Here is a 19520-nt window from a genome sequence, read left to right as displayed (position 1 = left end):
GGGAGTCGTTCGGGTGCCGTCAGCCCTTCGGATCGAGGTCTGTCGGCAGCAGCGGTCGCATGAAGGTGCGTTCGTAGCGCAGCACGCACCCGCTCTCGTCGCGGATGCGATCCGCCTCGATGAACTGTGGGTCGACACCGAAGCCCTTCCGGTACACCTCGTAGTCGGCGAGCGACGGGAACGTGAACAGCGCCAGGGCCTGATCACTCGCTCCCTCGGAGGGGAGGAAGTACCCGTGATGCCTGCCGCCGTGACCATCGACCAATCGCATCCAGGCGCGCGCGAACTCTTCGAAGGCGTCGATCTTCTCGGGATCGATCGTGTACGTCACGACGCAGGTGATCACGGGGTCAGACTACTCGCGGCGGACTCGCCCGTGGCCAGAGCGACGACGGCGTCGAGGGTCGCGTCCGCCGACAGCACCCGCGTGTGTCCGAGGCCCTGGGTCTGCACCAGATGCGACCGCGTGCCGTGCGCATCGTGCAGGCGGAGGGAGTCGTGGTCGGGCATGCGGCGGTCGCCGCGGTCGTGCACCACGAGCAGCGTCGTGTCGTCGGGGAGGGGGTGCTGGACGGCGTCGTACCGAGCGGAGATGGTTGCCTGATCCACGCCCAGCCTCCTGCGGAATCGCTCCGACAGACGGGCCGTGGTCGCGGCGTCGAGGTGCAGGTCTGCGGCGAACTGTGCAAGGAAGGTGTCCGGGGCGGCTGCTCCGGCGATCGCGGCGACCGCGGGAGTGGGCACGGTCGAGCGGGCGATGGTCAGCGCCGCCAGCGCCCCGAACGAATGCCCGACGATCACGGCGAACGACCCGCGCTCGGTGTGCAGCTGCTCGGCGGCGTCGATCCAGTCGCGGATGTCGGTGCTCCGCCCGGACGATGAGCCGTGCGCGGGGGCGTCGAACGCAATCACGCGGAAGCCCTCGCCGCGCAGTTCCCGTACCAGGGGCGCGAACTGCGAGGCTCGCCCTCGCCAGCCGTGCAGGAGCAGCGCCGTGCGGGAACCGGTGCCCCATTCGTAGGTGACGACCTCGCGACCGCGTACCGTGAGCCGGCCGCGTCGGGCGTCGGCGTGCGTGGGGGCATCCGCTTCGCTCACCGACATCCGCGGCGAGGTCGCGAAGAACAGGCGGTACGAGATGTCGCCCGCGAGAGTCGGTGAGACGGCGGCGGCGAGATGGATGCTGCGGGCGAGCATCGCGGGGACGGACGGCATGTGGCTCCTTCGCCGGAACAATACGAACGATCATATGTATAGTAGGCGAACGATCGTTCGTATACTAGGCATATGACCGAGAGCGGTGTGCGTGACGGACGGCGGGCCCGGGGCGATGCATCACGGCGCATCGTGCTCCACAGCGCGACCGACCTCGCCTCGGTCGAAGGCCTCGACGGACTGACCATCGGGCGGCTCGCCGCGGCTTCCGGGTCGAGTAAGAGCAGCATCGCCACGCTGTTCCAGAGCAAGGAGGGGCTGCAGCTCGCGACGGTCGCCGCTGCCCGCGAGGTCTTCACGGCGCGGATCGTCGAGCCGGCACGAGTCCATCCGCGCGGGATGCATCGCCTCGCCGCACTGCTGCGCAACTCGCTGACATACTCGCGGGACCGCGTGTTCACCGGGGGATGCTTCTTCGCCGCGACGGCGGCCGACGTCGACTCGAAGTCCGGCCCGGTGAGCGATGCCGTTCGGGCGGCGCTGGTCGACTGGTACGGCTATGTCGAGGCCCAAGTGCGCCATGCGGTGGATGCCGGAGAGGTCGAGGCTGACCCCGAGGTGCTCGCGTTCGAGCTGGTCGCCCTGAACGAAGAGGCCAATTCGCGCTCGCTGCTGCTGGATGACGCCCGGCCGTACGCGATCGCCGCCGCCGCGATGCGAGCGCGGCTGCGTGCCGCCGGTGCGGGCGAGTCGGCCGTGGTGTTGCTGGAGCTCTGACTCTCGAGCTCTGACTCTCGAGTGCGGAGAACGCGAAACGCCCCACTCGAGGGTCGAGTGGGGCGTCTCGCCGTGTCTTGCGGGGTCAGGCGTCGCGACCGCGGGCGAAGCCCGCATCGAAACCGCGCTCGAACGAGTGCTGAGCGATCCGCTCCGCACGGTGCGGACCGTGTCCGCGTCGGTCATGACCCTGCTGACCGTGACCGTGACCGTGCTCGCGGCTGTGCGCGTGACCATGCTAGCAGCCGTGTTCGCGGTCGAAACCATGCTCACGGTGGTGTTCGAAGCCCTGCCCGGATCCCTCGCCGAAGCCGTGACCGAAGCCGCGACCGAACGGGCGCCCGAAGCCGTGGCTGAAGTCACGACCGTGGCGAGGGCCGCCGAAGCCGTGCCGACGTCTGCGGGGAAGAGGGGTCTCCTCGTCCCAGCCGAACGCGCGGGCGATCTTCTCGAGCGAGGCCAGCGTGGTGGCCATGTCCTCGGGGGAGACGGCCTCTGCCGCCTTCGTGCGGATGTCGTCGACGATGGCGCCGAGGCGCTCCTTCGCCGCGCGACCGTCCTCGGTGAGCGCCCAGCCCTCTCCCTCGCGGCAGATCCAGCCCCGCTCGACGAGTCGATGCAGCTTGTGGCCGCTTAGTGGGCGATCGGTGGGGACGGTGCCGTCGACGATGTTGAGGATGCGCCAGTCGCGACGGTTCGCGTGCTCGCCCTCGAAAGCGGTGGCGAACTCGGCCGCCATGAGGCGGTCTGCTGCCTTCAGCCAGTAACCGAAGGGGCGGGAGGTGTTCTGTGATTCGGAGGTGTTCATGTGAAGTCCTTTGGTTGAGATGACGTAGTTGTCAGTGTGCATGTGCATGTCACTATGCATGTACATGTAGTGTGACATGAAGTTCCAATACATGTCAAGTCGCATGTAAAATCGATCCATGACCACCGACCCGAGCGACGCTGCACCGGATCCTGCCGAAGCCATCGCGCAGGCCCTGTCCCGCCTGCGCGGACGCCGCCCCGGCGAGCGCGGACCCGGTGGGAGAGGATCTGCCGAACGGGGCAGCGGGCACGGTGGTCCGCATGGCTGGCACGGTGGTCCGCATGACGGGGACGACCCTCACGATCACTTCGCCCATCACCGCGGTCACCCGGGGATGCCCCCGTGGATGGCTGACCCCGCGGGTCGCCTCGGTGGGCCCGCTCGCATGCGGATGCTCGAGGCGCTGGCTGCCGCATCCGCTCCGCTCAGCGTGAGCGACCTCGGCGTCGCCATCGGTGTCGACCAGCCCCGCGCGTCACGGCTCGTTCAGCAGGGCGTCGAACGCGGATTCGTGCGCCGCGAGGCCGACCCCGACGACGCGCGGCGCACCCGCATCGCGCTGACCGACGAAGGGCGCCGGCTCGCCCGAGGCATGCGCGGCGAGCGTCGCGAGATGCTGACGACCGCGCTGACGTCGTTCACCGATGAGGAGCGTGTCGAGCTCGCCCGACTGCTGAACAAGCTCGCCGACAACTGGCAGCGCTGAGGGGCGTGAAGGGATTGCGCTAGCGGCGGAGGGCTGCGACGTCGGCGGCGACGTCGATCACGGAGTCGACCGGGATCGCCGTGTCCGCCGATGCAGAGAGCAGCATGCCGGTGGCCACGATCGTCACCGTGCCGCGGGGGGAGAGCAGCTGGACCGAACCCACTTCGCCGAGAGTGTCGCCGTCGCCCAGCAGCAGCACTCGTCCGTCGAGAGCCGCAGCGCGCGGATCGTCGATCGCTCCCGAGAGCGTGCTCAGCTCGTCCATGCTCCAGGTCGTCTCATCGATGCCCACTGCGAGCGAGGCGTAGTCCTCGAGAGCGGTGGACGCGGAGGCCACCGCGTCGTTGATCCACACGCAGGTCGTGCCGGAGGCGTCTTCCGAGGAGTCCTCGGACGAGAAAGCGAAGCCTGCGGTGATCGGAGCGGCGAGCGGCTCGATGTCCGCGCAGGTGATGACGGTGTCGGTCGAGTCCGCAGGTGCCGCCGTCGGTGCGCCGGCGTCGTCGGCCGGTGCGGAGCTCTGGTCGGCGGGAGCGGAGGAGCAGCCCGCGAGCAGCAGAGCAGCGGTCACGGCGAGGAGGCTCAGGAGCGGGGGAGTCGTCGGGCGCACAGCCCCGATCCTGCCATACCTCGCTTCGCCGGTTCTCGCGGTCGCACGGCCGGCGCAGGCTCAGGCCGACGCGAATCCGACGGACGGCTCGTCGTCGACCGAGAGGGACAGCACAGCGGTCTCGACGGCGTCGTGCTGCTCGATCCGTTGCTCCAGGTCACGCAGCTGCCGTGCCACGTTGTGCTCGCGCGCGTCGCCGGCGAGATCGACCTCCGCCACGATGAAGAGACGGTTCGGGCCGACGTACTCGATGTGCAGGTAGGTGACCCGCTCGATCTGCGGCAGGACCAGCAGGGCGTTCCCCACCCGCGCGCGCAGTTCCGGTGCGGCGGTGGCGCCCACGAGGAAGGCGATGTTCCGCCGGATCAGGATGATCGCCACCACCCCGAGCAGAATGCCGACGAGGATCGAGCCGATGGCATCCCAGGCGGCGACGCCCGTAATCTGGTGGAGGAGGATCGCGCCGCCGGCGAGCACGAGTCCGATGAGCGCGGCGGAATCCTCGAAGAACACGGCCCGCAGTGTGGTGTCGCTCGTCTCCAGCACGAAGTCCCAGGTCGACGAGCCGCGCTCCTTCGCGAGGCGGCGGGATTTCACCATCGCCTGCGTGAACGAGGCCCCTTCGAGCACGAACGAGATGCCCAGCACGATGTACGCCACGTTCGGGCTCTCGACAGGACCGGTGTCGGACAGCTCCTGGATGCCGTGCATGATCGACACGATCGACCCGGCGGTGAAGATCCCGAACGCGGCGATCAGTGACCACACGAAAGCGTTGCGACCGTAGCCGAGCGGATGCCGCGCATCTTTGGCCTTCGCCCCGCGGCGGTCGGCGATGAGGAGGAACACCTCGTTTCCCGCATCCGCCCACGAGTGTGCCGCCTCGGCCACCATCGACGCCGACGAGGTGATGATCGCGGCGACGGTCTTCGCGATCGCGACGAGGATGTTGGCGAGGAAGGCGAGGATCACGGTCACGCGGTCAGGCTACTCCCGCCGTGGCTCACGGTTTCCGCAGGATCCTTTCAGCGCGGCGCCTTGACCGGGAGCAGCAGCAGGAAGCCGGCGATCAGCACGACCACGATGCCCAGGATTCCGTAGGCCGTCTGGCTCGTCAGCACGATCAGCACGGTCCAGGCGCCGGATGCCATCCAGCTCGCGGCTCGCCCGGTCGTGGCGTAGAGGCCGAAGATCTCGCCCTCGCGTCCGGCCGGCGTCACTCTGGCGAGGAAGGAACGGGCGGCCGCCTGAGCGGGGCCCACGAAGGCGCACAGGATCAGACCGCCCACCCAGAACACCATCACACCGGCGTCGCGGAGGAAGAACACGGCGAGACCGGCGACGATCATCGACCCGATCGAGGCGAGGATGATCCGCTTCGGTCCGAGCCGGTCGTCCAGTCGGCCGGCGGCGATGGTCGAGACGCCGGCGATCAGGTTCGCGGCGATGCCGAAGATGATGATGTCCTGCGCGCCGAACTTGAACACGGCGGTGCCGATGATGGCGCCGAACGCGAAGACGCCTCCCAGCCCGTCGCGGAAGACCGCGCTCGCGAGCAGGTACCAGAAGGTGGGCCGCGTCTCCTCGTTGCGGTAGAGACCTGCGACGTCCTTCACCAGCAGCGGGTACGAGGCGAAGAAGCCGACCTTGCGCTCCGGACGGCCCAGCGACGGCTCCGGCACGTTCAGGAAGATGGGGATGCTGAAGACGATCGCCCAGACGGCGCATCCGACGGCGATCAGCCGGTAGGCCAGTCCGTTGTCGGTCGACATGCCGAACCAGTCGAAGGTGTCGAGCACGACCACGATCACCAGTGCGATGATGCCGCCGAGGTAGCCGAAGCCCCAGCCGAGGCCGGAGATGCGACCGACGTTCTTCGGGTTCGCGATGCCGATGAGCATCGCGTTGGAGTTCACCGCCGCGATCTCCTGGAACACCGTCGCGGCCGAGATCAGGGCGACGCCCAGCCAGAACAGGCTCGGCATCGGCTCGACGAACCAGAGGCCGAGCATGCACAGGATCAGCGCGCCGGTGCCGATCCCGAGCCAGAGCTTCTGACGGCCCGCCGCGTCCGCGCGTTGGCCGAGGACGGGCGCGAGCAGCAGGATGCCGAAGGCAGCGATCGTCGAGCCCAGACCGAGACCGGAGGCGAGGTCTGCCTCCGCGGCGAGCCGGACCGGATCGTCCACGTCGAGCGACGCGACCTCGGGCGGGAGGAAGCCCTCGCCGACGAGATAGAGCGCCGTGAACACGAACGTGAGGATGACGGTGTTGAACGGCTGCGTCGCCCAGTCCCACAGCGCCCACGAGTAGACCTGCTTCTTCGGGGCGGGCGTCTCGCCGCGCAGGTCCAGGCCGACGACGGCGACGGCACCGCTGTTGGCAGTCGCCACGGGCTCGGGCACGGCGCCGTGCCCCTCGGTTTCGCTCATTCTCGAAGTCTGGCGGTGCCGGGTGAACGCCCGGTGACGGCGCGCCGCGCGGTGCGGCGCGGAAACGTCGTGGTCATGGGGCTCGTCAGAGGGCCGGTCCGCGGCGGATGCGGACCGGACCGCGGGCCTCGTCGATCCGGACGGCCTCCCCCTTCTGCGTCACGACGATCTGTCCGCTCTCCGCCAGGGCCGCGGCCACGCGTCGGACGTCGGGCATCCGTGAACGCCAGGACTCCCCGCCGATGGCGCGGGCCACATCGCTCGGACAGATCGACGACTCCGCGCGCTTACGGGTGAGGGTTCGGATGGTGGCGGCGATACGACCGTCCGCGGCTTCCGGCTGCGGGTCTTCCCACCACGGGGCTCCGCGCTCGCCGAGCGCCGTCTTGGCGTCGTGCACCCGGCGACGGGCATCCTCATCCGAGGTCTTCACCGCTCGGCGCGCGGCCATGAGCTCGTCCACCAGCTCCTGGCGCAGGGCGTCGGGGATCGACGGGTCGGTCGTACGCCAGCGCCGCCCGTTCACGACGATGTGGTGTCCGTCAGCCGTGCGCTCCGGCCCGGCATCCGCCGCCGCCGACTCCTCGCTGCTCATGCGGGCAGTCTGCCCGTGTCCTGCCGCGTCTTCCATCCCCTTGACGCAGGCAGTGAGGGCGTCGCCGACGCGGGACGTCGTCCCGGGCGGCGGTGCTCAGGCGTAGAGCAGATCCGCGTCGACGGCCGCGGGCCAATCCGGTACCGCGAGCGTCGTCGAGTCGTTCCAGCGACCATCGGCGATCTGACGAAACGCGCCGCGCACGCCGAAGAGCTTCTCCAGTGGCGTCCAGTCCGACTCTCCCGGCATCGGGACCAGTGACCTCTCGGAGAGGGAATCGGGGTACAGCTCGGCCAGCAGCGACAGGAGGCGCACTCCGGTGTGGACGGGGCGTAGGGCCGTGGCATCGGTCACGTGCAGGATCACGCCCTCGCACTGCTCGCCCGCATGGTCGCGGACGAGAGGAGTGAAGCCGTAGGGGGAGGCGGAGACCCCGGGGAGCTCGAGCGCGGTGATGGCCTGCGCAAAGCCCTCCGCGTCGATGAACGGTGCCCCGATCACACGGAAGGGCACGGCGGTGCTCCGTCCTTCGGAGACGTTGACGCCCTCCGCGAGACACGTCCCGGGGTACAGCAGGGCCGTCGCCGCGCTCGGCAGGTTCGGTGACGGTGGCATCCAGCGCAGCTCCTCGCGACCGATCGCGGTGTCCTCGCGTCGCCAGCCGTCGACCCCGACGACATCGAGTGCGACGTCGATGCTCCGCGTGCGTACCCAATGACGGGCGAGTTCGCCGATGGTCAGTCCGTGGCGGATCGGCATCGACCAGCGCCCGACGAGCGACTGCGCCGCCTCATCGAGCATCGGGCCCTCGGCCTGTTCGAGGAGTCCGCCCAGGGGATTCGGGCGGTCGAGGACGAGCACGGCGACCCCCGCCTCCGCACAGGCCTCGAGCATGTGGCTCAGGGTCCAGACGTAGGTGTAGAAGCGGGCGCCGACGTCGGGAAGGTCCACCAGGACGATGTCGAGACCGGCGAGGTCCTCCGGGGAGGGGCGCACGGCGTCTCCGTAGAGACTGCGCACAGGGACGCCGGTGACGCGATCGAGTGCATCGCCGATGAGGTCGCCCTCCCGCGCGCGTCCGTCCATCCCGTGCTCGGGGCCGAAGAGCAGATCCAGCGACCATCCCTCGGCCGCGAAGGAGGCCCTCCCGCGCGTGAGGTGGGACGTGAGAGCCAGGTCATTGGTGAGCATCCCGATCCGGGCGCCGCGCAGCGTCTTGAGGAGGCGCGCAGGCAGTTCGTGCCGGAGGAGACGGTCGATGCCGAGGTGCATGGTCAGTCGATTCTGTGAGTGGTGACGGCGTCGAGGGTGCGCTGCAGGTTCGTCGAGATCGTGTCGTAGTCCGCCTGCGCGATGCGGGTGTACAGGAAGTCGAGGATGGCGAGCTGCGCGATGCGGCTCGCCATCGCGCCGGAGCGGAAGGTCGACTCCGACACCGCGGTGACGAGCACCAGATCGCAGGCTCTCGCCAGTGGCGACTTCGGGTTGTTGGTGATGGCGATCGTCGTCGCGCCCGCTCTGCCGGCGACCTGCGCCGCCTGGACGATCTCGAGTGTCCGTCCGGAATGGGAGATGGCGATCGCCACGTCGCGGGAGTCCAGCAGTGCGGCACCCGTGAGGGCGAGATGGTGATCGGTGCGGGCTTGGGCGACGAGCCCTGCGCGGTGCAGCTTCTGCTCCAGGTCCTGCGCGGCGAGTCCGCTGGAGGCGGCGCCGTAGATGTCGATGCGCCGTGCTTCGCGGACTTCGGCCACGCACCGCTCGAGTTCATCCAGGTCGATCTGTCGAGCCGTGCGTTCGATGGCTGCGGCCTCCGCGAAGGCGATCTTGCGGACCGTCGTGGCGACGTCGTCGTAACGGCTGACGTCGCCTGCAGACACCTGGAATCTCTCTTGATCGGACGCGCTGCGGGTGAGTTCCGTCGCGAGGGCCAGCCGCAGGTCAGGGTAGCCGCCGAACCCGACGCTGCGGGTGAAGCGGGCGACGCTGGCGACGGAGACCTCGCATTCCTCCGCCAGCCGGGTGATGGAGCTCTCGACGACCGTCTGGGGCTCGGCGAGGACGTACTCGGCGATACGGCGCTCCGTCGGGGTCAACTCGGAGAGGCGCTGATGGATGGCTGTCACGACACTGTTCGGCACGTGCCCATGATGCCAGGCCGATTCCCGCTTCGAAAGGAATTTTCAGATTTGCTTGCATTTCTGGAAGAGATTGCCCACAGTGGGCTTGGCGGCATCTCCCCACAACGGACATGCCGCATGACATCGACGTCACGCGACGTGTCCTCAGCTTCGAGGATGCATCGAAGGACGTTCCCCCCGAAGTAACGGCAGCCCCCGACGTGCCAGGCCGCTGCCACCGTCCGAGAGGAACATCATGCGAAACCGCCCCGTCCGCCTCGCATCCGTTGCCGGCATTCTCGTCGCCGGGCTCGCCGTCGCGGGTTGCGCCCCGGCCGCATCCAGCGGTGCCGGCGAGAGCGATGTCACGCTGACCATCTGGTCGTGGCAGGCATCCTCGTCGCCCAAGTGGGAGGCCGTGTTCGACCAGTACGAAGAGTCCCACCCCGGGGTCACCATCGAGTTCGAGGGCTTCCAGCCGACCGAGTACAACCAGATCCTGGCGACCGGTCTCGAGGGCAGGGATGGCCCCGACATCGCCATGCTCCGCGCCTACGGCGGCATCCAGTCCGCGATCCAGTCCGAGCAGATCGTGCCGATCGACGACATCGTCGACGGGCTCGACCAGTTCGATCCGACGGTGTTGCGCGCGGCGCAGGGCAAGGACGACGGCAAGACCTACGGCGTCCCGTTCGCGTATCAGACGATGCAGATGTTCTACAACAAGACGATGTTCGACGAGATGGGCCTGGAGGAGCCGACGGACTGGGACGAGTTCATCGACCTGCAGGAGACCCTGCTCAGCGAGGGGGTGACCCCGATGGCTCTCGGTGCCCGCGAAGACTGGGTGCTGCCGATGTTCCACGACATCGTGGGTTCGGCGAACTACGGCGGATCCGACTTCGAAGAGAAGGTTCTCGCCGGAGACGTCGACTTCACGGACCCGACCTACGTGGCATCGCTGCAGATCGTCAAGGACATGCAGAAGTACCTCGACAAGAACGTCAACGCGATCGCCGTCGCCGATGCCGTGCTGCAGTTCACCTCGGGTCAGGCCGCGCAGTGGCCGGGCGGATCGTTCGACCTGCCCACTTTCCAGAACTCCGCACCCGACACGGAGTGGGGCGTCTACGAGGTGCCGCCGGCACCTGGGAGCGCGCTCGACCATGCGGTCACTCCCGGTTACGCCGACGGCAGCTTCGGGATCAACGCATCGAGCGAGAATCAGGATGCCGCCGCCGAGCTGCTCAACTGGATGACCACCAAGGAGTTCGGACAGCTCGTCGCCGATGAGGTGGACCAGTTCTCGGCGCTTCCCGGCGTGAAGTACTCCGACCCGCTCATGCAGGAGATGAACGAGCAGTACACCGCCAACCCCGCGCCGTACCTGCTGCTCGTCGACTTCCGCTACGGCGACCCGACCGGCACAGCCGTTCTCGGACCGGACATCCAGGCCATGTTCCTCGGCGACAAGAGTCCCGAGCAGCTCGGGGCCGACCTGCAGTCCGGGGTCTCCTCCTGGTTCACCCCGGGTTCCTGATCCGAACACGAGGGGGCGTCGATCCGGCGCCCCCTCGCGGAGCGAAAGACACACCATGGCACTGACTCTCCCGCTGCGGCGCGACACAGCGAAGCGCCGCACACGCGCCGGCATCGCCCTCTCCACGCCGACGGCCACGCTCTTCGTGCTGCCCGCCGCCGTGCTGTTCGCCGTGCTGATCCTGTATCCCATGCTCGCCGCGCTCAGCTATTCGTTCTTCGACTGGCAGGGCACGAAGCAGGGCGGTTTCGCCGGCGTCGCGAACTACGTCACCCTCCTCACCAAGGAGCCGTACGCCTCCGAGCTGTGGAACGCGTTCGGCCACAACCTGCTGCTGTTCGCGGGTGCTCTCGTGTTCCAGAACTCCCTGGGGCTGGGCATCGCCACGCTGCTGCACCGCCGCAAGCGCACCAAACGCTTCTTCCAGACGATCTTCGCGCTGCCGTACCTCGTGAGCCCGATGGTGATCGGCTACCTGTGGTCGCTGATGCTGTCACCGCTGTTCGGTCCCGTGAACGCGATCCTCCGCGGGGCGGGACTCGAAAGCCTCGCGCTTCCGTGGCTCGGCGACCCCCAGCTCGCGATCTGGGTGATCGTGCTCGTCAGCGCCTGGCAGTGGATCGGCTTCCCGATCCTGCTCTACGGTGCCGCCCTCGGCGGCATCCCGGAGGAGATCGAGGAGGCCGCGTCCCTCGACGGGGCGACGGCGGCGAAGCGCTTCCGCTACATCACCCTGCCCATGCTCACCCCGACCATCGGCATCATCACGGTCCTCACGTTCATCGGGAGCATGGAGGCGATGGCCATCCCGTTCGCTCTCGCCGGATCGAACGGCGCACCTGCCGGGTCGACCGACGTGATGATGCTGCTCTTCTATCGCACCGCCTTCGAGTCGGGGAACCCGAACTCGATCGGCGTCTCCTCCGCGCTCGCGACCGTCCTGTTCATCTTCATCATGGCGATCTCCGTCCTGATCACCTCGACGATGCGTCGCGCCGAACGAAAGCTGTTCTGATGAGCACCGCCATCGACACCCGCCAGGAGCCCACCACCGAGGCGATCGTCGCCGGGCGTCCGTCCGCACCTCGCCGCCGGTCGAGCCGTACCTCCGACACTCCGTTCGTCGGGCGGCTGTTCGCGAACGTGTTCCTCTGGGGATACGCGTTGGTCGCGATCGGTCCGCTGCTGCTGATGGTCAACAACTCGCTGCGCACGCAGCAGCAGATCGCGACCGAGCCGCTGGGTCTCCCCGTGCCGCCCACCTTCACGAGTTTCCAGAACGCCTGGATCACCGCATCGTTCGACACGTACTTCCTCAACTCCATCACCGTGACCGTCGGTTCCGTGATCGTCACGACGGTGGTGTCGGTGCTGGCCGCGTATGCGTTCGCGCGAGCCAGGGCGAGGTTCTTCCGCGGCATCGAGGCGGTCTTCCTGTCCGGCCTCATGCTGCCGGTGCATCTGGCCATCCTGCCGCTGTTCTATCTGCTCGATTCGCTCCGGATGACCAGCAACGTCTTCAGCCTTATCCTCGTCTACGGCGCTCTCGGGATCCCGTTCACGACGTTCGTGCTGACGGTCTTCTTCCGCGCCTTGCCGATCGAGCTCGAGGAGGCGGCACGCATCGACGGGGCCGGTCCGTTCCGCACCTTCATCCAGATCCTGCTGCCGCTCGTGCGTCCGGCGCTCGCGACCGTGATCGTCTTCCGGTTCGTGCCGGTGTGGAACGACTTCTTCTACCCGCTGATCCTGCTGCGTGACCGTGACTCGTACACGCTCCCGGTCGGATTGACGCGGTTCTTCGGCGAGTACTCGACGGACTGGCCGCAGCTGTTCGCCGGCCTGACCATCGCGACGATCCCGTTGATCGTGCTCTTCCTCCTCGCGACGAAGCAGATCATCAACGGGTTGACCTCCGGGATGAGCAAATGAGGCGAGCGGGATCGTGGTGAACGGGGCGCCGGGGTCGGCGTGGGCATCTCTGCGCAGCACACCCGGCGGCGAGGACGAGCTGCAGCTGATCGGCTCCCCGGCGCACGACGACCCGACCCCGTTGAGCGATCGGCACCTGTTCGACCTGGCATCGCTCACCAAGGTGTTCACCGCTGTCGCGGCTCTGCGGCTCGTCGACCAGGGAGTGATCGACCTCGACGCGCCGGTGGCTCCCGTGCTCGAGGTCGGATCGGGAAGCGGTGCCTCCGGCATCACGCTCCGCCATCTCCTGACGCACAGTTCCGGGCTGCCGGCCGAGGGGCGCGCGTGGCGCGACGGGATCCAGGGGGAGGAGCTGCGCCGACGCGTCCTCCGGCGTCCGCTCGGATTCGAGCCCGGCGCCGGTCACCTCTACTCCGACGTCGGATACATCGCCGCGGGGGAGTACCTGGAACGGGTCGCTGGACGGCCCATCGCCGAGCTGTGGGACGAGGCGGCGACACTGCTCGGTGCCGCCTCGCTGACATGCACGCCGGATGCGGGGGACGCCGTCGCGACCGAGACACAACCGCACCGTGGGCCGGTGCGCGGCGAGGTGCACGACGAACTGGCGCACGCGCTCGAGCGCCCGGCCGGTCATGCCGGGCTGTTCGGCTCGGTGCACGATGTGGCCGCGCTGGCGCGGATGGTGCGCGATCACGGAGAAGGGCCGCGGGGTCGCGTGCTCTCTGCGGACTCCGCGCGGGCGCTCCACACCCCGACCGTCCGCGCCGATGCCGGTTACGGTCAGGCGATCGGGCTGCGGTGGCGCGACGAGTCGTGGATGGGTGCCCTCGACGCCGTGGGGCATACGGGCTTCACCGGTACATGCTTCGCGGTCGACAGCGCTTCCGGCGGATTCGGCGTGCTGCTCGTCAACAGGGTGCACCCTTCGCGTGAGCATGCCGATCTCGCCGCCGTCCGCCGCGCCTTTCTCGCGCCGCTCGCCGCGTGACGCCGCCGCGCGTCGCTCAGTCCGTGCGCAGCGGACGCAGCGTGCGGGCGTAGTCCTCCTTCAGCACGGCGAGGTGCAGCCAGGCCTCGATGCGCGTCACTCCGGGCAGCGCGCGCAGACGTTCCAGGCTGGCGTAGAGCGCGCCAGCCGAGGGTTCGACCAGAGTGGCCACTGCATCGAAGCGGCCGAGCGTGCGCGCGGCGAAGTCCACCCCGCGCCCGCGACGCAGCTCGTCGATCACGGCGTCATCGTCGTCGCCGAGGGTCATGCCCACACCCATCGACAACTGTCGGTGCGCGAGCCCGCGTGCCTCGACCGCACTGATCTTGATCACGCCGGCGTCGATCAGCCGCTGCACTCTGGTCGCGACGGCCGAGGGGGAGAGGCGTACCTCTTCGCCGAGCGCGCGGAAGCTCTTGCGGCCGTCGGCCTGCAGCTGCTCGATCAGCGCCTCGTCGATCGCGTCGAGGGTGACGCCGCCGTGGTACTCCGAGACGAAGAAGCCCTTGATCACGGTCGAGTAGATGATCGTGCTGATGTCGAGCACGCCGTCGATCGCGCGGATCAGGGCCAGCAGGTCGTGCAGTTCCGACATCGACCCCACGCGCACCTCGGTGACCACGTCGTGCGCCCCGCCGACCGCCGACACCAGCACGGTCTCGCTCATGTCGCGCAGGTGCTCCGCCACGAGTTCGACCGACCCGTCGGTGCGGATCGACACGTGGGCGAGCACGTGCTGGCCGAGGAACACCGGATCGACGGCGGCCACGACCCGCACGGTGCGGTCGGCGAGCATCGTGCGCAGCCGCGCGGCGACCGCTGCCCTGGACTGCCCCAGCCGCTCGGCGAGGGAGAGGATGCTGGCCCGGCCGTCCTCCTGCAGCGCGCGGATGAGCTCGGCGTCGAAATCCATGGTTCCGCCTGTTTCGTCAGTTTCCTGCGATCGCACGCGTGGCCGTGCTTAAGTTCAGTCTAGGAGGGGCAACCGCCGTCGGGAAGGCGCGCATTGCACAGATGACCGATCATATATCCAGTGAATCCCTCTTATCGCTGGAGTTCTGCCCTTGCCGATAGGTCCGCACGTCCGTAGCATCCTTCGCTATCCGACATCTTCCGCAAAGGAGCGGGCACCCCCATGACCACTACCCCCACCAGCGGCACCCACAGCCGGGCGCGCCGCGCCGGCATCGCCGCCTTCGTCGGTACCACCATCGAGTGGTACGACTTCTACGTCTACGCGACCGCCGCAGCGCTCGTCTTCGGTCCGCTGTTCTTCCCGAGCGGCGACCGGCTGGCTGAGACCGCAGCGGCCTTCGCGACCTTCGCGGTCGCCTTCCTCGTCCGCCCTCTCGGCGGCATCATCTTCGGTCACATCGGCGACAAGCTCGGCCGACGCACGTCGCTCGTCATCACGCTGCTGATGATGGGCGCGGCCACGGTGCTCGTGGGCTGCCTTCCCACGTACGAGAACATCGGCATCCTCGCCCCGATCCTCCTGATCCTGCTCCGCGCGGTGCAGGGCCTCGCGGTCGGCGGCGAGTGGGGTGGCGCGGTGCTCATGAGCGTCGAGCACGCCCCCGAGAAGTCGAAGACGTTCTACGGCGGCTTCACGCAGCTCGGCAACCCGGCCGGTGCGCTGCTGGCGTCGGGCATCTTCGCGATCATGACCCGCATGGGCGACGACTTCATCATCAACGGCGGCTGGCGCATCCCGTTCCTGCTGTCGATCGTGCTGGTCGGCGTCGGCTTCTGGGTCCGTTATCGCGTCGAGGAGACCCCGGTCTTCGAGGCGAAGGTCGAGGGCCGCAAGCAGTCGATGCCGCTGGCCTTCGCGCTGCGCACCAACTGGCGTCCGATTCTGCTCGGCATCGGCATCCTGCCCATCTCGACCGGCGGCTACTACCTGGCCACCACCTTCGCCACGGCCTACGCCACCGGCGACACGGTCGCGATCAGCGAGCAGGTCATCCTCGACGCCATGACGATCGCCTCCTTCGTGGAGTTCGTCGTGACCCTCCCGGTCGCCTGGCTGGGAGACAAGTGGGGGCGGAAGAACGTCATGTACATCGGTCTGATCACCTCGGTGCTGACCTTCGTGCCGTTCCTGCTGATCCTGCCGGGGCGCATCGAACCGCTCATCTTCCTGTTCGCCTCGCTGGTGCGCATCGCGATGAGCGCCACCTACGCGCCGATCGCCGCCCTGCTCTCGCAGATGTTCCGCCCACAGGCCCGCTACACCTCGATCGCCCTCTCCTACGGTGTCGGTGCGGCTGTATGGGCCGGATTCTCGCCGTGGTTCGCGACGCAGCTGATCGCCTGGACGGGCAGCATCTGGTCGGTGATCGCGATGTTCATCGGCATGGCCCTCATCGCCGGCATCTGCACACGCCTCGCGCCGCAGCACTCCGACGAGGCTCCCGTGACGGCGTCCTTCACCGCGCGTACGGACACGACGGCGAACCGCCTGCCCTGACCGGCGCCGCCCCTCCGCCTCCCGCACGCCACGACCGCGAACAGGTTCCCCATGAGAAAGCTCACCCCCTTCGACCGCTCGGCTCAGACGGCTCCCCTCCTCCTGACCGCGCACGCCATCCACACCGCGGATGCCGACGCCACCACGGCGACGGCGATGCTGACCGATCGCGGGCGCATCCTCGCGATCGGCACGCCCGCCGAGTGCGAGGCGGCAGCGGAGGGGGTGGGCCTCTCGCCTGAGCGCATCGATCTCGGCGACGCCGTCATCGTCCCCGGTTTCGTCGACGCCCACGCGCATCCGCTCATGTTCGGGCAGATGATGAGCTGGGTCGACTGCGGCCCCGAGAAGGCGGGCAGCATCCCCGAGATCGTGGCGCTGCTGAAGGCGGCGGCCGCCGAGCTTCCCCAGGGGCGTCCGGTGCGCGGGTACGGGTACGAGCAGCGCAACCTCGCCGAGAAGCGGCACCCCACCCGGTTCGAACTCGACGAGGTCGCCGCCGACCGCGAGGTGTACCTCATGAACGCCTCGGGCCACGGCGGCGTGGTGAACTCGCACACCCTTGCGATCAACGGGGTCGACCGCGATACCCCGAACCCCGACGGCGGAGAGTTCTTCCGCGACGCGGACGGCGAGCTCACCGGCGAGCTGTCGGACGCGGCGTGCAACATCCTCACCGGCGTCCACGGGGTGAAGATCGGTCATCACGGTCCGAACTTCCACCTGGCGGACGAGCCGGAGGAGCACCTGCGCCAGCTCGACGCGGCGACGCAGCGGTTCCTCGCCGGAGGAGTGACCTCGATCGGCGACGCCCAGGTCACCCGTCGCGAGTTCGACATGTACCTGCGCCTCGCCGAGGCCGGGCGTCTGGAGCTGCGGGTGTCGATGTACCTGCTGTCCCACCTGCTCGACGAGGCCCTCGAGATGGGGCTCGTCGGCCAGTTCGGCAACGCACACCTCAGTTTCGCCGGCATCAAGTTCTACGCCGACGGCACGCTCGGGGGCTGGACCGCGTACTTCCCTGACGGCTACGTGGGCGACCCCTGCCGCACAGGCCAGCTGTACCACGAGCCCGCCGAGTACGAGGGGCTCATCCGCAAGGCGCACGCCGCGGGGCTGCAGACCGCGACTCACGCTCAGTCGCCCACCGCGATCGAGATGGTCGTGTCAGCGATCGAGACCGCGCTCGCCGAGCACCCCGACCCCGACGCCCGTCACCGCATCGAGCACTGCGGCCTGCCGACTCCCGAGCAGATCGAGCGCATGGCCGCCTCCGGCATCCGTCCGGTCAACCAGACCCAGCACTACTTCAACTGGGGCGAGGGCGTCGAGGAGGCGATCGGCACACCGGGCGAACGCTTCAATCCGCTGGGCGAGTTCGAGCGTGCGGGTGTGCCGTTCACGATCTCGTCCGATGCCCCGGTCGCCGAGCCCATCCCGCTCGAAGCGATCCAGACGGCTGTGACCCGCGTCACGCGGCGTGGGCACAAGCTCGGACCGGATGACCTGCGCGTCTCGGCGCTGGCCGCTCTGCGCGCCCACACGATCGAAGGTGCCGTGTCGATCGGTCGCGAAGACGACCTGGGTTCGCTCGAGGTCGGCAAGTACGCCGACTTCGCGGTGCTCTCCGGCGACCCGCTGGCCGTTCCCGCCGAGGCGATCTCGGCGATCACGGTGCGCGAGACCTGGGTCGACGGCGTCCGTCGTCACCGAGTGTGAGGATGATCCGATGACCACCGACACCACACCGGCAGCGCAGTACGCCGACACGGCGGGACGGGCGGTGCTGGAGACGATCCGCGCCTACGGCGTCACCGCGGTCTTCGGTATCCCCGGCACCCACAACCTCGAGCTGTACCGCCCGCTCGCCGACCTCGGCATCCGGGCGGTGACGAACCGCCACGAGCAGGGATCCGGCTACGGTGCCGACGGCTGGGCCCAGCAGACCGGCCTCCCCGGCGTCGTGATCACCACCTCCGGCCCCGGACTGCAGAACGCCATGAGCGCGATCGGCACGGCGTTCTGCGAGTCGCGCCCGCTCATCGTGCTCTCCCCGGGAGTGCCGCTCGGCGCGGAGTTCGCCGACGTGGGCACGCTCCACGAGACGAAGGACGCCTCGGCGATGGTCGCCGCCATCGCCGAGTGGTCGCGTCGGGTGTCGAGCGCTGCCGAGGCGGTCGAGGCGGTGCACGACGCGTTCGCGCTGTTCCGCACAGGTCGTCCGCGCCCCGTGCACATCGAGGTCCCGCTCGACGTGCTGGAAGCCCCCGCCGACGTTCCGGCCGAGGCGCGGCAGCCGCGGCCGGTCCCTGCGCGGGTCTCCGGTGATCCGGCGGCGCTCGCCGAAGCGGCCCGGCTGCTGGTGGAGGCGAAGACGCCGGTGATCGTCGCCGGTGGTGGGGCCGTGGATGCCGCGCATGAGGTCACCACGCTCGCCGAGCGCCTCGGTGCCCCCGTGCTGACCACGCTGAACGGCAAGGGCGTCGTCGATGAGCGGCATCCGCTCTCGCTCGGCTCGAACCTGCGTCTGGCCGCCGCCCGTTCGATCGCGGAGACCGCCGACGTGCTGCTCGTGGTCGGCTCGAAGCTCGGTGAGGCCGAGCTGTGGGCGCCGCGGCTCGAGGCGGGGGGCGCGGTCATCCGCATCGACATCTCGCCCTCGCAGCGCGACAAGAACCTGACCGCGACCGTCGGTCTCACCGGCGACGCGGCTGCCGTACTGGGGGCGCTGCTCTCCGCCATCCCCACCGACTCCGCCATCCCCACCGACTCCGCCGAGGGCCGCTCGCCGCGCGACCTCGCCGCAGCGCGCGCCGCGATCGATGCCGAGATGCGCGCGACCGCCCCCGACACGGTGGCACTGGCCGAGCTCATCGTCGAGGCCCTGCCCGCCGACGCCATCGTCGCGGGTGACTCGTCGCAGATCGTCTACATGGCGCTCGGCAGCGTGCTGTCGTCGGCTCGTCCGCACTCCCTGCTCTACACCCCGACCTACGCCACCCTCGGCTACGGCCTTCCTGCCGCGATCGGTGCCAGGGTCGCGCAGACCGAGCACCCGGTCGTGACCGTGATCGGCGACGGCGCTCTGATGTTCTGCGTGAACGAGCTGGTGACGGCGGTCGAACAGCGCCTCGACATCACGATCGTGTGCGTCGACAACGGCGGCTATGCCGAGATCCGTCAGAACGAGGTCGACCGCGGCATGGAGCCGATCGGCGTCGACCTGGTGCAGCCCGACTGGGCGGCGCTCGCCACGGCCTTCGGCGCGATCGGACGCAGGGTGGAACGCCGCGACGACATCGCGTCGAGCATCCGCACCGCGATCGCCGACGGGGGAGTGCAGCTGGTGCACATCCCGCAGAGTGCGCTCTGAAT

General features: G+C 68.9%; 19 protein-coding genes. 9 read left to right on the top strand and 10 right to left on the bottom strand.

What is annotated here, in order from left to right; genetic code table 11:
- Positions 1-19 precede the first annotated feature (19 nt).
- Together AB4070_RS11000 and AB4070_RS10995 are read right to left on the bottom strand one after the other, a co-directional pair.
- Complete coding sequence (locus tag AB4070_RS11000; protein WP_441980125.1) at positions 20-346, bottom strand: NIPSNAP family protein; 327 nt, start codon at positions 344-346, stop codon at positions 20-22.
- A complete protein-coding gene (locus tag AB4070_RS10995) occupies positions 343-1215 on the bottom strand; it encodes an alpha/beta fold hydrolase (protein WP_441980124.1) in 873 nt (290 codons plus the stop codon). Before AB4070_RS10995 ends, AB4070_RS11000 begins: the two co-directional genes overlap by 4 nt.
- Before the next feature lie 72 nt (positions 1216-1287).
- Between AB4070_RS10995 and AB4070_RS10990 the strand changes: the two genes are divergently transcribed.
- A complete protein-coding gene (locus AB4070_RS10990; RefSeq protein WP_441980123.1) occupies positions 1288-1932 on the top strand; it encodes a TetR family transcriptional regulator C-terminal domain-containing protein in 645 nt (214 codons plus the stop codon).
- A gap of 238 nt (positions 1933-2170) precedes the next feature.
- On the opposite strand, the gene AB4070_RS10985 is transcribed toward AB4070_RS10990, so the two are convergent.
- Positions 2171-2740 (bottom strand): helix-turn-helix domain-containing protein, encoded by a 570-nt coding sequence (locus AB4070_RS10985; protein WP_441980122.1) that lies wholly within the window; start codon positions 2738-2740, stop codon positions 2171-2173.
- 118 nt (positions 2741-2858) lie between these two features.
- Here AB4070_RS10985 and AB4070_RS10980 point away from each other — a divergent pair, with 118 nt between their 5' ends.
- Positions 2859-3449, top strand: coding sequence for a MarR family winged helix-turn-helix transcriptional regulator (locus AB4070_RS10980; RefSeq protein WP_441980121.1), 591 nt, complete (start codon positions 2859-2861; stop codon positions 3447-3449).
- Positions 3450-3468: 19 nt separating this feature from the next.
- Here the strand turns inward: AB4070_RS10980 and AB4070_RS10975 are convergent, their stop codons facing one another.
- The 6 genes from AB4070_RS10975 to AB4070_RS10950 all read right to left on the bottom strand — a co-directional run bounded on the left by AB4070_RS10975 (position 3469) and on the right by AB4070_RS10950 (position 9227).
- Entirely contained in the window at positions 3469-4059 is a 591-nt protein-coding gene (locus tag AB4070_RS10975; protein ID WP_441980120.1) for a hypothetical protein, read from the bottom strand.
- 60 nt (positions 4060-4119) lie between these two features.
- Positions 4120-5037, bottom strand: a complete 918-nt coding sequence (locus tag AB4070_RS10970) for a cation diffusion facilitator family transporter (RefSeq protein WP_441980119.1) — start codon at positions 5035-5037, stop codon at positions 4120-4122.
- Between the two features lie 47 nt (positions 5038-5084).
- The gene (locus AB4070_RS10965) at positions 5085-6491 is read right to left on the bottom strand and encodes an MFS transporter (protein WP_141386948.1); all 1407 of its coding nucleotides are present in this window, start codon (positions 6489-6491) and stop codon (positions 5085-5087) included.
- A gap of 85 nt (positions 6492-6576) precedes the next feature.
- Positions 6577-7086 (bottom strand): DUF3253 domain-containing protein, encoded by a 510-nt coding sequence (locus tag AB4070_RS10960; protein ID WP_441980118.1) that lies wholly within the window; start codon positions 7084-7086, stop codon positions 6577-6579.
- Positions 7087-7182: 96 nt separating this feature from the next.
- Positions 7183-8358 (bottom strand): exo-beta-N-acetylmuramidase NamZ family protein, encoded by a 1176-nt coding sequence (locus AB4070_RS10955; RefSeq protein ID WP_441980117.1) that lies wholly within the window; start codon positions 8356-8358, stop codon positions 7183-7185.
- Between the two features lie 2 nt (positions 8359-8360).
- Positions 8361-9227, bottom strand: coding sequence for a MurR/RpiR family transcriptional regulator (locus AB4070_RS10950; RefSeq protein WP_282845780.1), 867 nt, complete (start codon positions 9225-9227; stop codon positions 8361-8363).
- A gap of 235 nt (positions 9228-9462) precedes the next feature.
- On the opposite strand from AB4070_RS10950, the gene AB4070_RS10945 reads away from it, so the two are divergent.
- From AB4070_RS10945 to AB4070_RS10930, 4 genes are read left to right on the top strand one after another with little or no spacing between them, the layout of a single operon-like run.
- Positions 9463-10746, top strand: a complete 1284-nt coding sequence (locus tag AB4070_RS10945) for an ABC transporter substrate-binding protein (protein ID WP_441980116.1) — start codon at positions 9463-9465, stop codon at positions 10744-10746.
- 55 nt (positions 10747-10801) lie between these two features.
- A complete protein-coding gene (locus AB4070_RS10940) occupies positions 10802-11761 on the top strand; it encodes a carbohydrate ABC transporter permease (RefSeq protein WP_282845778.1) in 960 nt (319 codons plus the stop codon).
- A complete protein-coding gene (locus AB4070_RS10935; RefSeq protein ID WP_441980115.1) occupies positions 11761-12678 on the top strand; it encodes a carbohydrate ABC transporter permease in 918 nt (305 codons plus the stop codon). Before AB4070_RS10940 ends, AB4070_RS10935 begins: the two co-directional genes overlap by 1 nt.
- Before the next feature lie 13 nt (positions 12679-12691).
- Positions 12692-13672, top strand: coding sequence for a serine hydrolase domain-containing protein (locus AB4070_RS10930; RefSeq protein WP_441980114.1), 981 nt, complete (start codon positions 12692-12694; stop codon positions 13670-13672).
- Between the two features lie 16 nt (positions 13673-13688).
- Here AB4070_RS10930 and AB4070_RS10925 read toward each other — a convergent pair whose 3' ends face one another.
- Positions 13689-14585 carry an Lrp/AsnC family transcriptional regulator gene (locus AB4070_RS10925; RefSeq protein ID WP_046748769.1) on the bottom strand — a complete coding sequence of 299 codons (897 nt, stop codon included), beginning with the start codon at positions 14583-14585 and terminating at the stop codon, positions 13689-13691.
- A 222-nt stretch (positions 14586-14807) separates the two neighbouring features.
- Between AB4070_RS10925 and AB4070_RS10920 the strand changes: the two genes are divergently transcribed.
- The 3 genes from AB4070_RS10920 to AB4070_RS10910 are packed head-to-tail and all read left to right on the top strand — an operon-like array spanning position 14808 to position 19518.
- Positions 14808-16145, top strand: coding sequence for an MFS transporter (locus AB4070_RS10920; RefSeq protein ID WP_113681436.1), 1338 nt, complete (start codon positions 14808-14810; stop codon positions 16143-16145).
- A 51-nt stretch (positions 16146-16196) separates the two neighbouring features.
- Positions 16197-17864 (top strand): amidohydrolase, encoded by a 1668-nt coding sequence (locus tag AB4070_RS10915; protein ID WP_441980113.1) that lies wholly within the window; start codon positions 16197-16199, stop codon positions 17862-17864.
- 10 nt (positions 17865-17874) lie between these two features.
- Positions 17875-19518, top strand: a complete 1644-nt coding sequence (locus AB4070_RS10910; protein WP_441980112.1) for a thiamine pyrophosphate-binding protein — start codon at positions 17875-17877, stop codon at positions 19516-19518.
- Positions 19519-19520: the final 2 nt, after the last annotated feature.

This window comes from Microbacterium sp. 2RAF4 (assembly GCF_052115285.1).
GTDB classification, from domain to species: Bacteria; Actinomycetota; Actinomycetes; order Actinomycetales; family Microbacteriaceae; genus Microbacterium; species Microbacterium oxydans.
Note: the sequence above shows the minus strand (reverse complement) of the source record. Positions and strands in the feature narration are given on the sequence as shown.

Coding starts and splice junctions, on each gene's coding strand:
- AB4070_RS10990 (WP_441980123.1), top strand. CDS start 1,288: ATGACCGAGAGCGGTGTGCGTGACGGACGGCGGGCCCGGGGCGATGCA.
- AB4070_RS10915 (WP_441980113.1), top strand. CDS start 16,197: ATGAGAAAGCTCACCCCCTTCGACCGCTCGGCTCAGACGGCTCCCCTC.
- AB4070_RS10945 (WP_441980116.1), top strand. CDS start 9,463: ATGCGAAACCGCCCCGTCCGCCTCGCATCCGTTGCCGGCATTCTCGTC.
- AB4070_RS10925 (WP_046748769.1), bottom strand. CDS start 14,585: ATGGATTTCGACGCCGAGCTCATCCGCGCGCTGCAGGAGGACGGCCGG.
- AB4070_RS10965 (WP_141386948.1), bottom strand. CDS start 6,491: ATGAGCGAAACCGAGGGGCACGGCGCCGTGCCCGAGCCCGTGGCGACT.
- AB4070_RS10920 (WP_113681436.1), top strand. CDS start 14,808: ATGACCACTACCCCCACCAGCGGCACCCACAGCCGGGCGCGCCGCGCC.
- AB4070_RS10985 (WP_441980122.1), bottom strand. CDS start 2,740: ATGAACACCTCCGAATCACAGAACACCTCCCGCCCCTTCGGTTACTGG.
- AB4070_RS10980 (WP_441980121.1), top strand. CDS start 2,859: ATGACCACCGACCCGAGCGACGCTGCACCGGATCCTGCCGAAGCCATC.
- AB4070_RS10960 (WP_441980118.1), bottom strand. CDS start 7,086: ATGAGCAGCGAGGAGTCGGCGGCGGCGGATGCCGGGCCGGAGCGCACG.
- AB4070_RS10910 (WP_441980112.1), top strand. CDS start 17,875: ATGACCACCGACACCACACCGGCAGCGCAGTACGCCGACACGGCGGGA.
- AB4070_RS10935 (WP_441980115.1), top strand. CDS start 11,761: ATGAGCACCGCCATCGACACCCGCCAGGAGCCCACCACCGAGGCGATC.
- AB4070_RS10995 (WP_441980124.1), bottom strand. CDS start 1,215: ATGCCGTCCGTCCCCGCGATGCTCGCCCGCAGCATCCATCTCGCCGCC.
- AB4070_RS10955 (WP_441980117.1), bottom strand. CDS start 8,358: ATGCACCTCGGCATCGACCGTCTCCTCCGGCACGAACTGCCTGCGCGC.
- AB4070_RS10940 (WP_282845778.1), top strand. CDS start 10,802: ATGGCACTGACTCTCCCGCTGCGGCGCGACACAGCGAAGCGCCGCACA.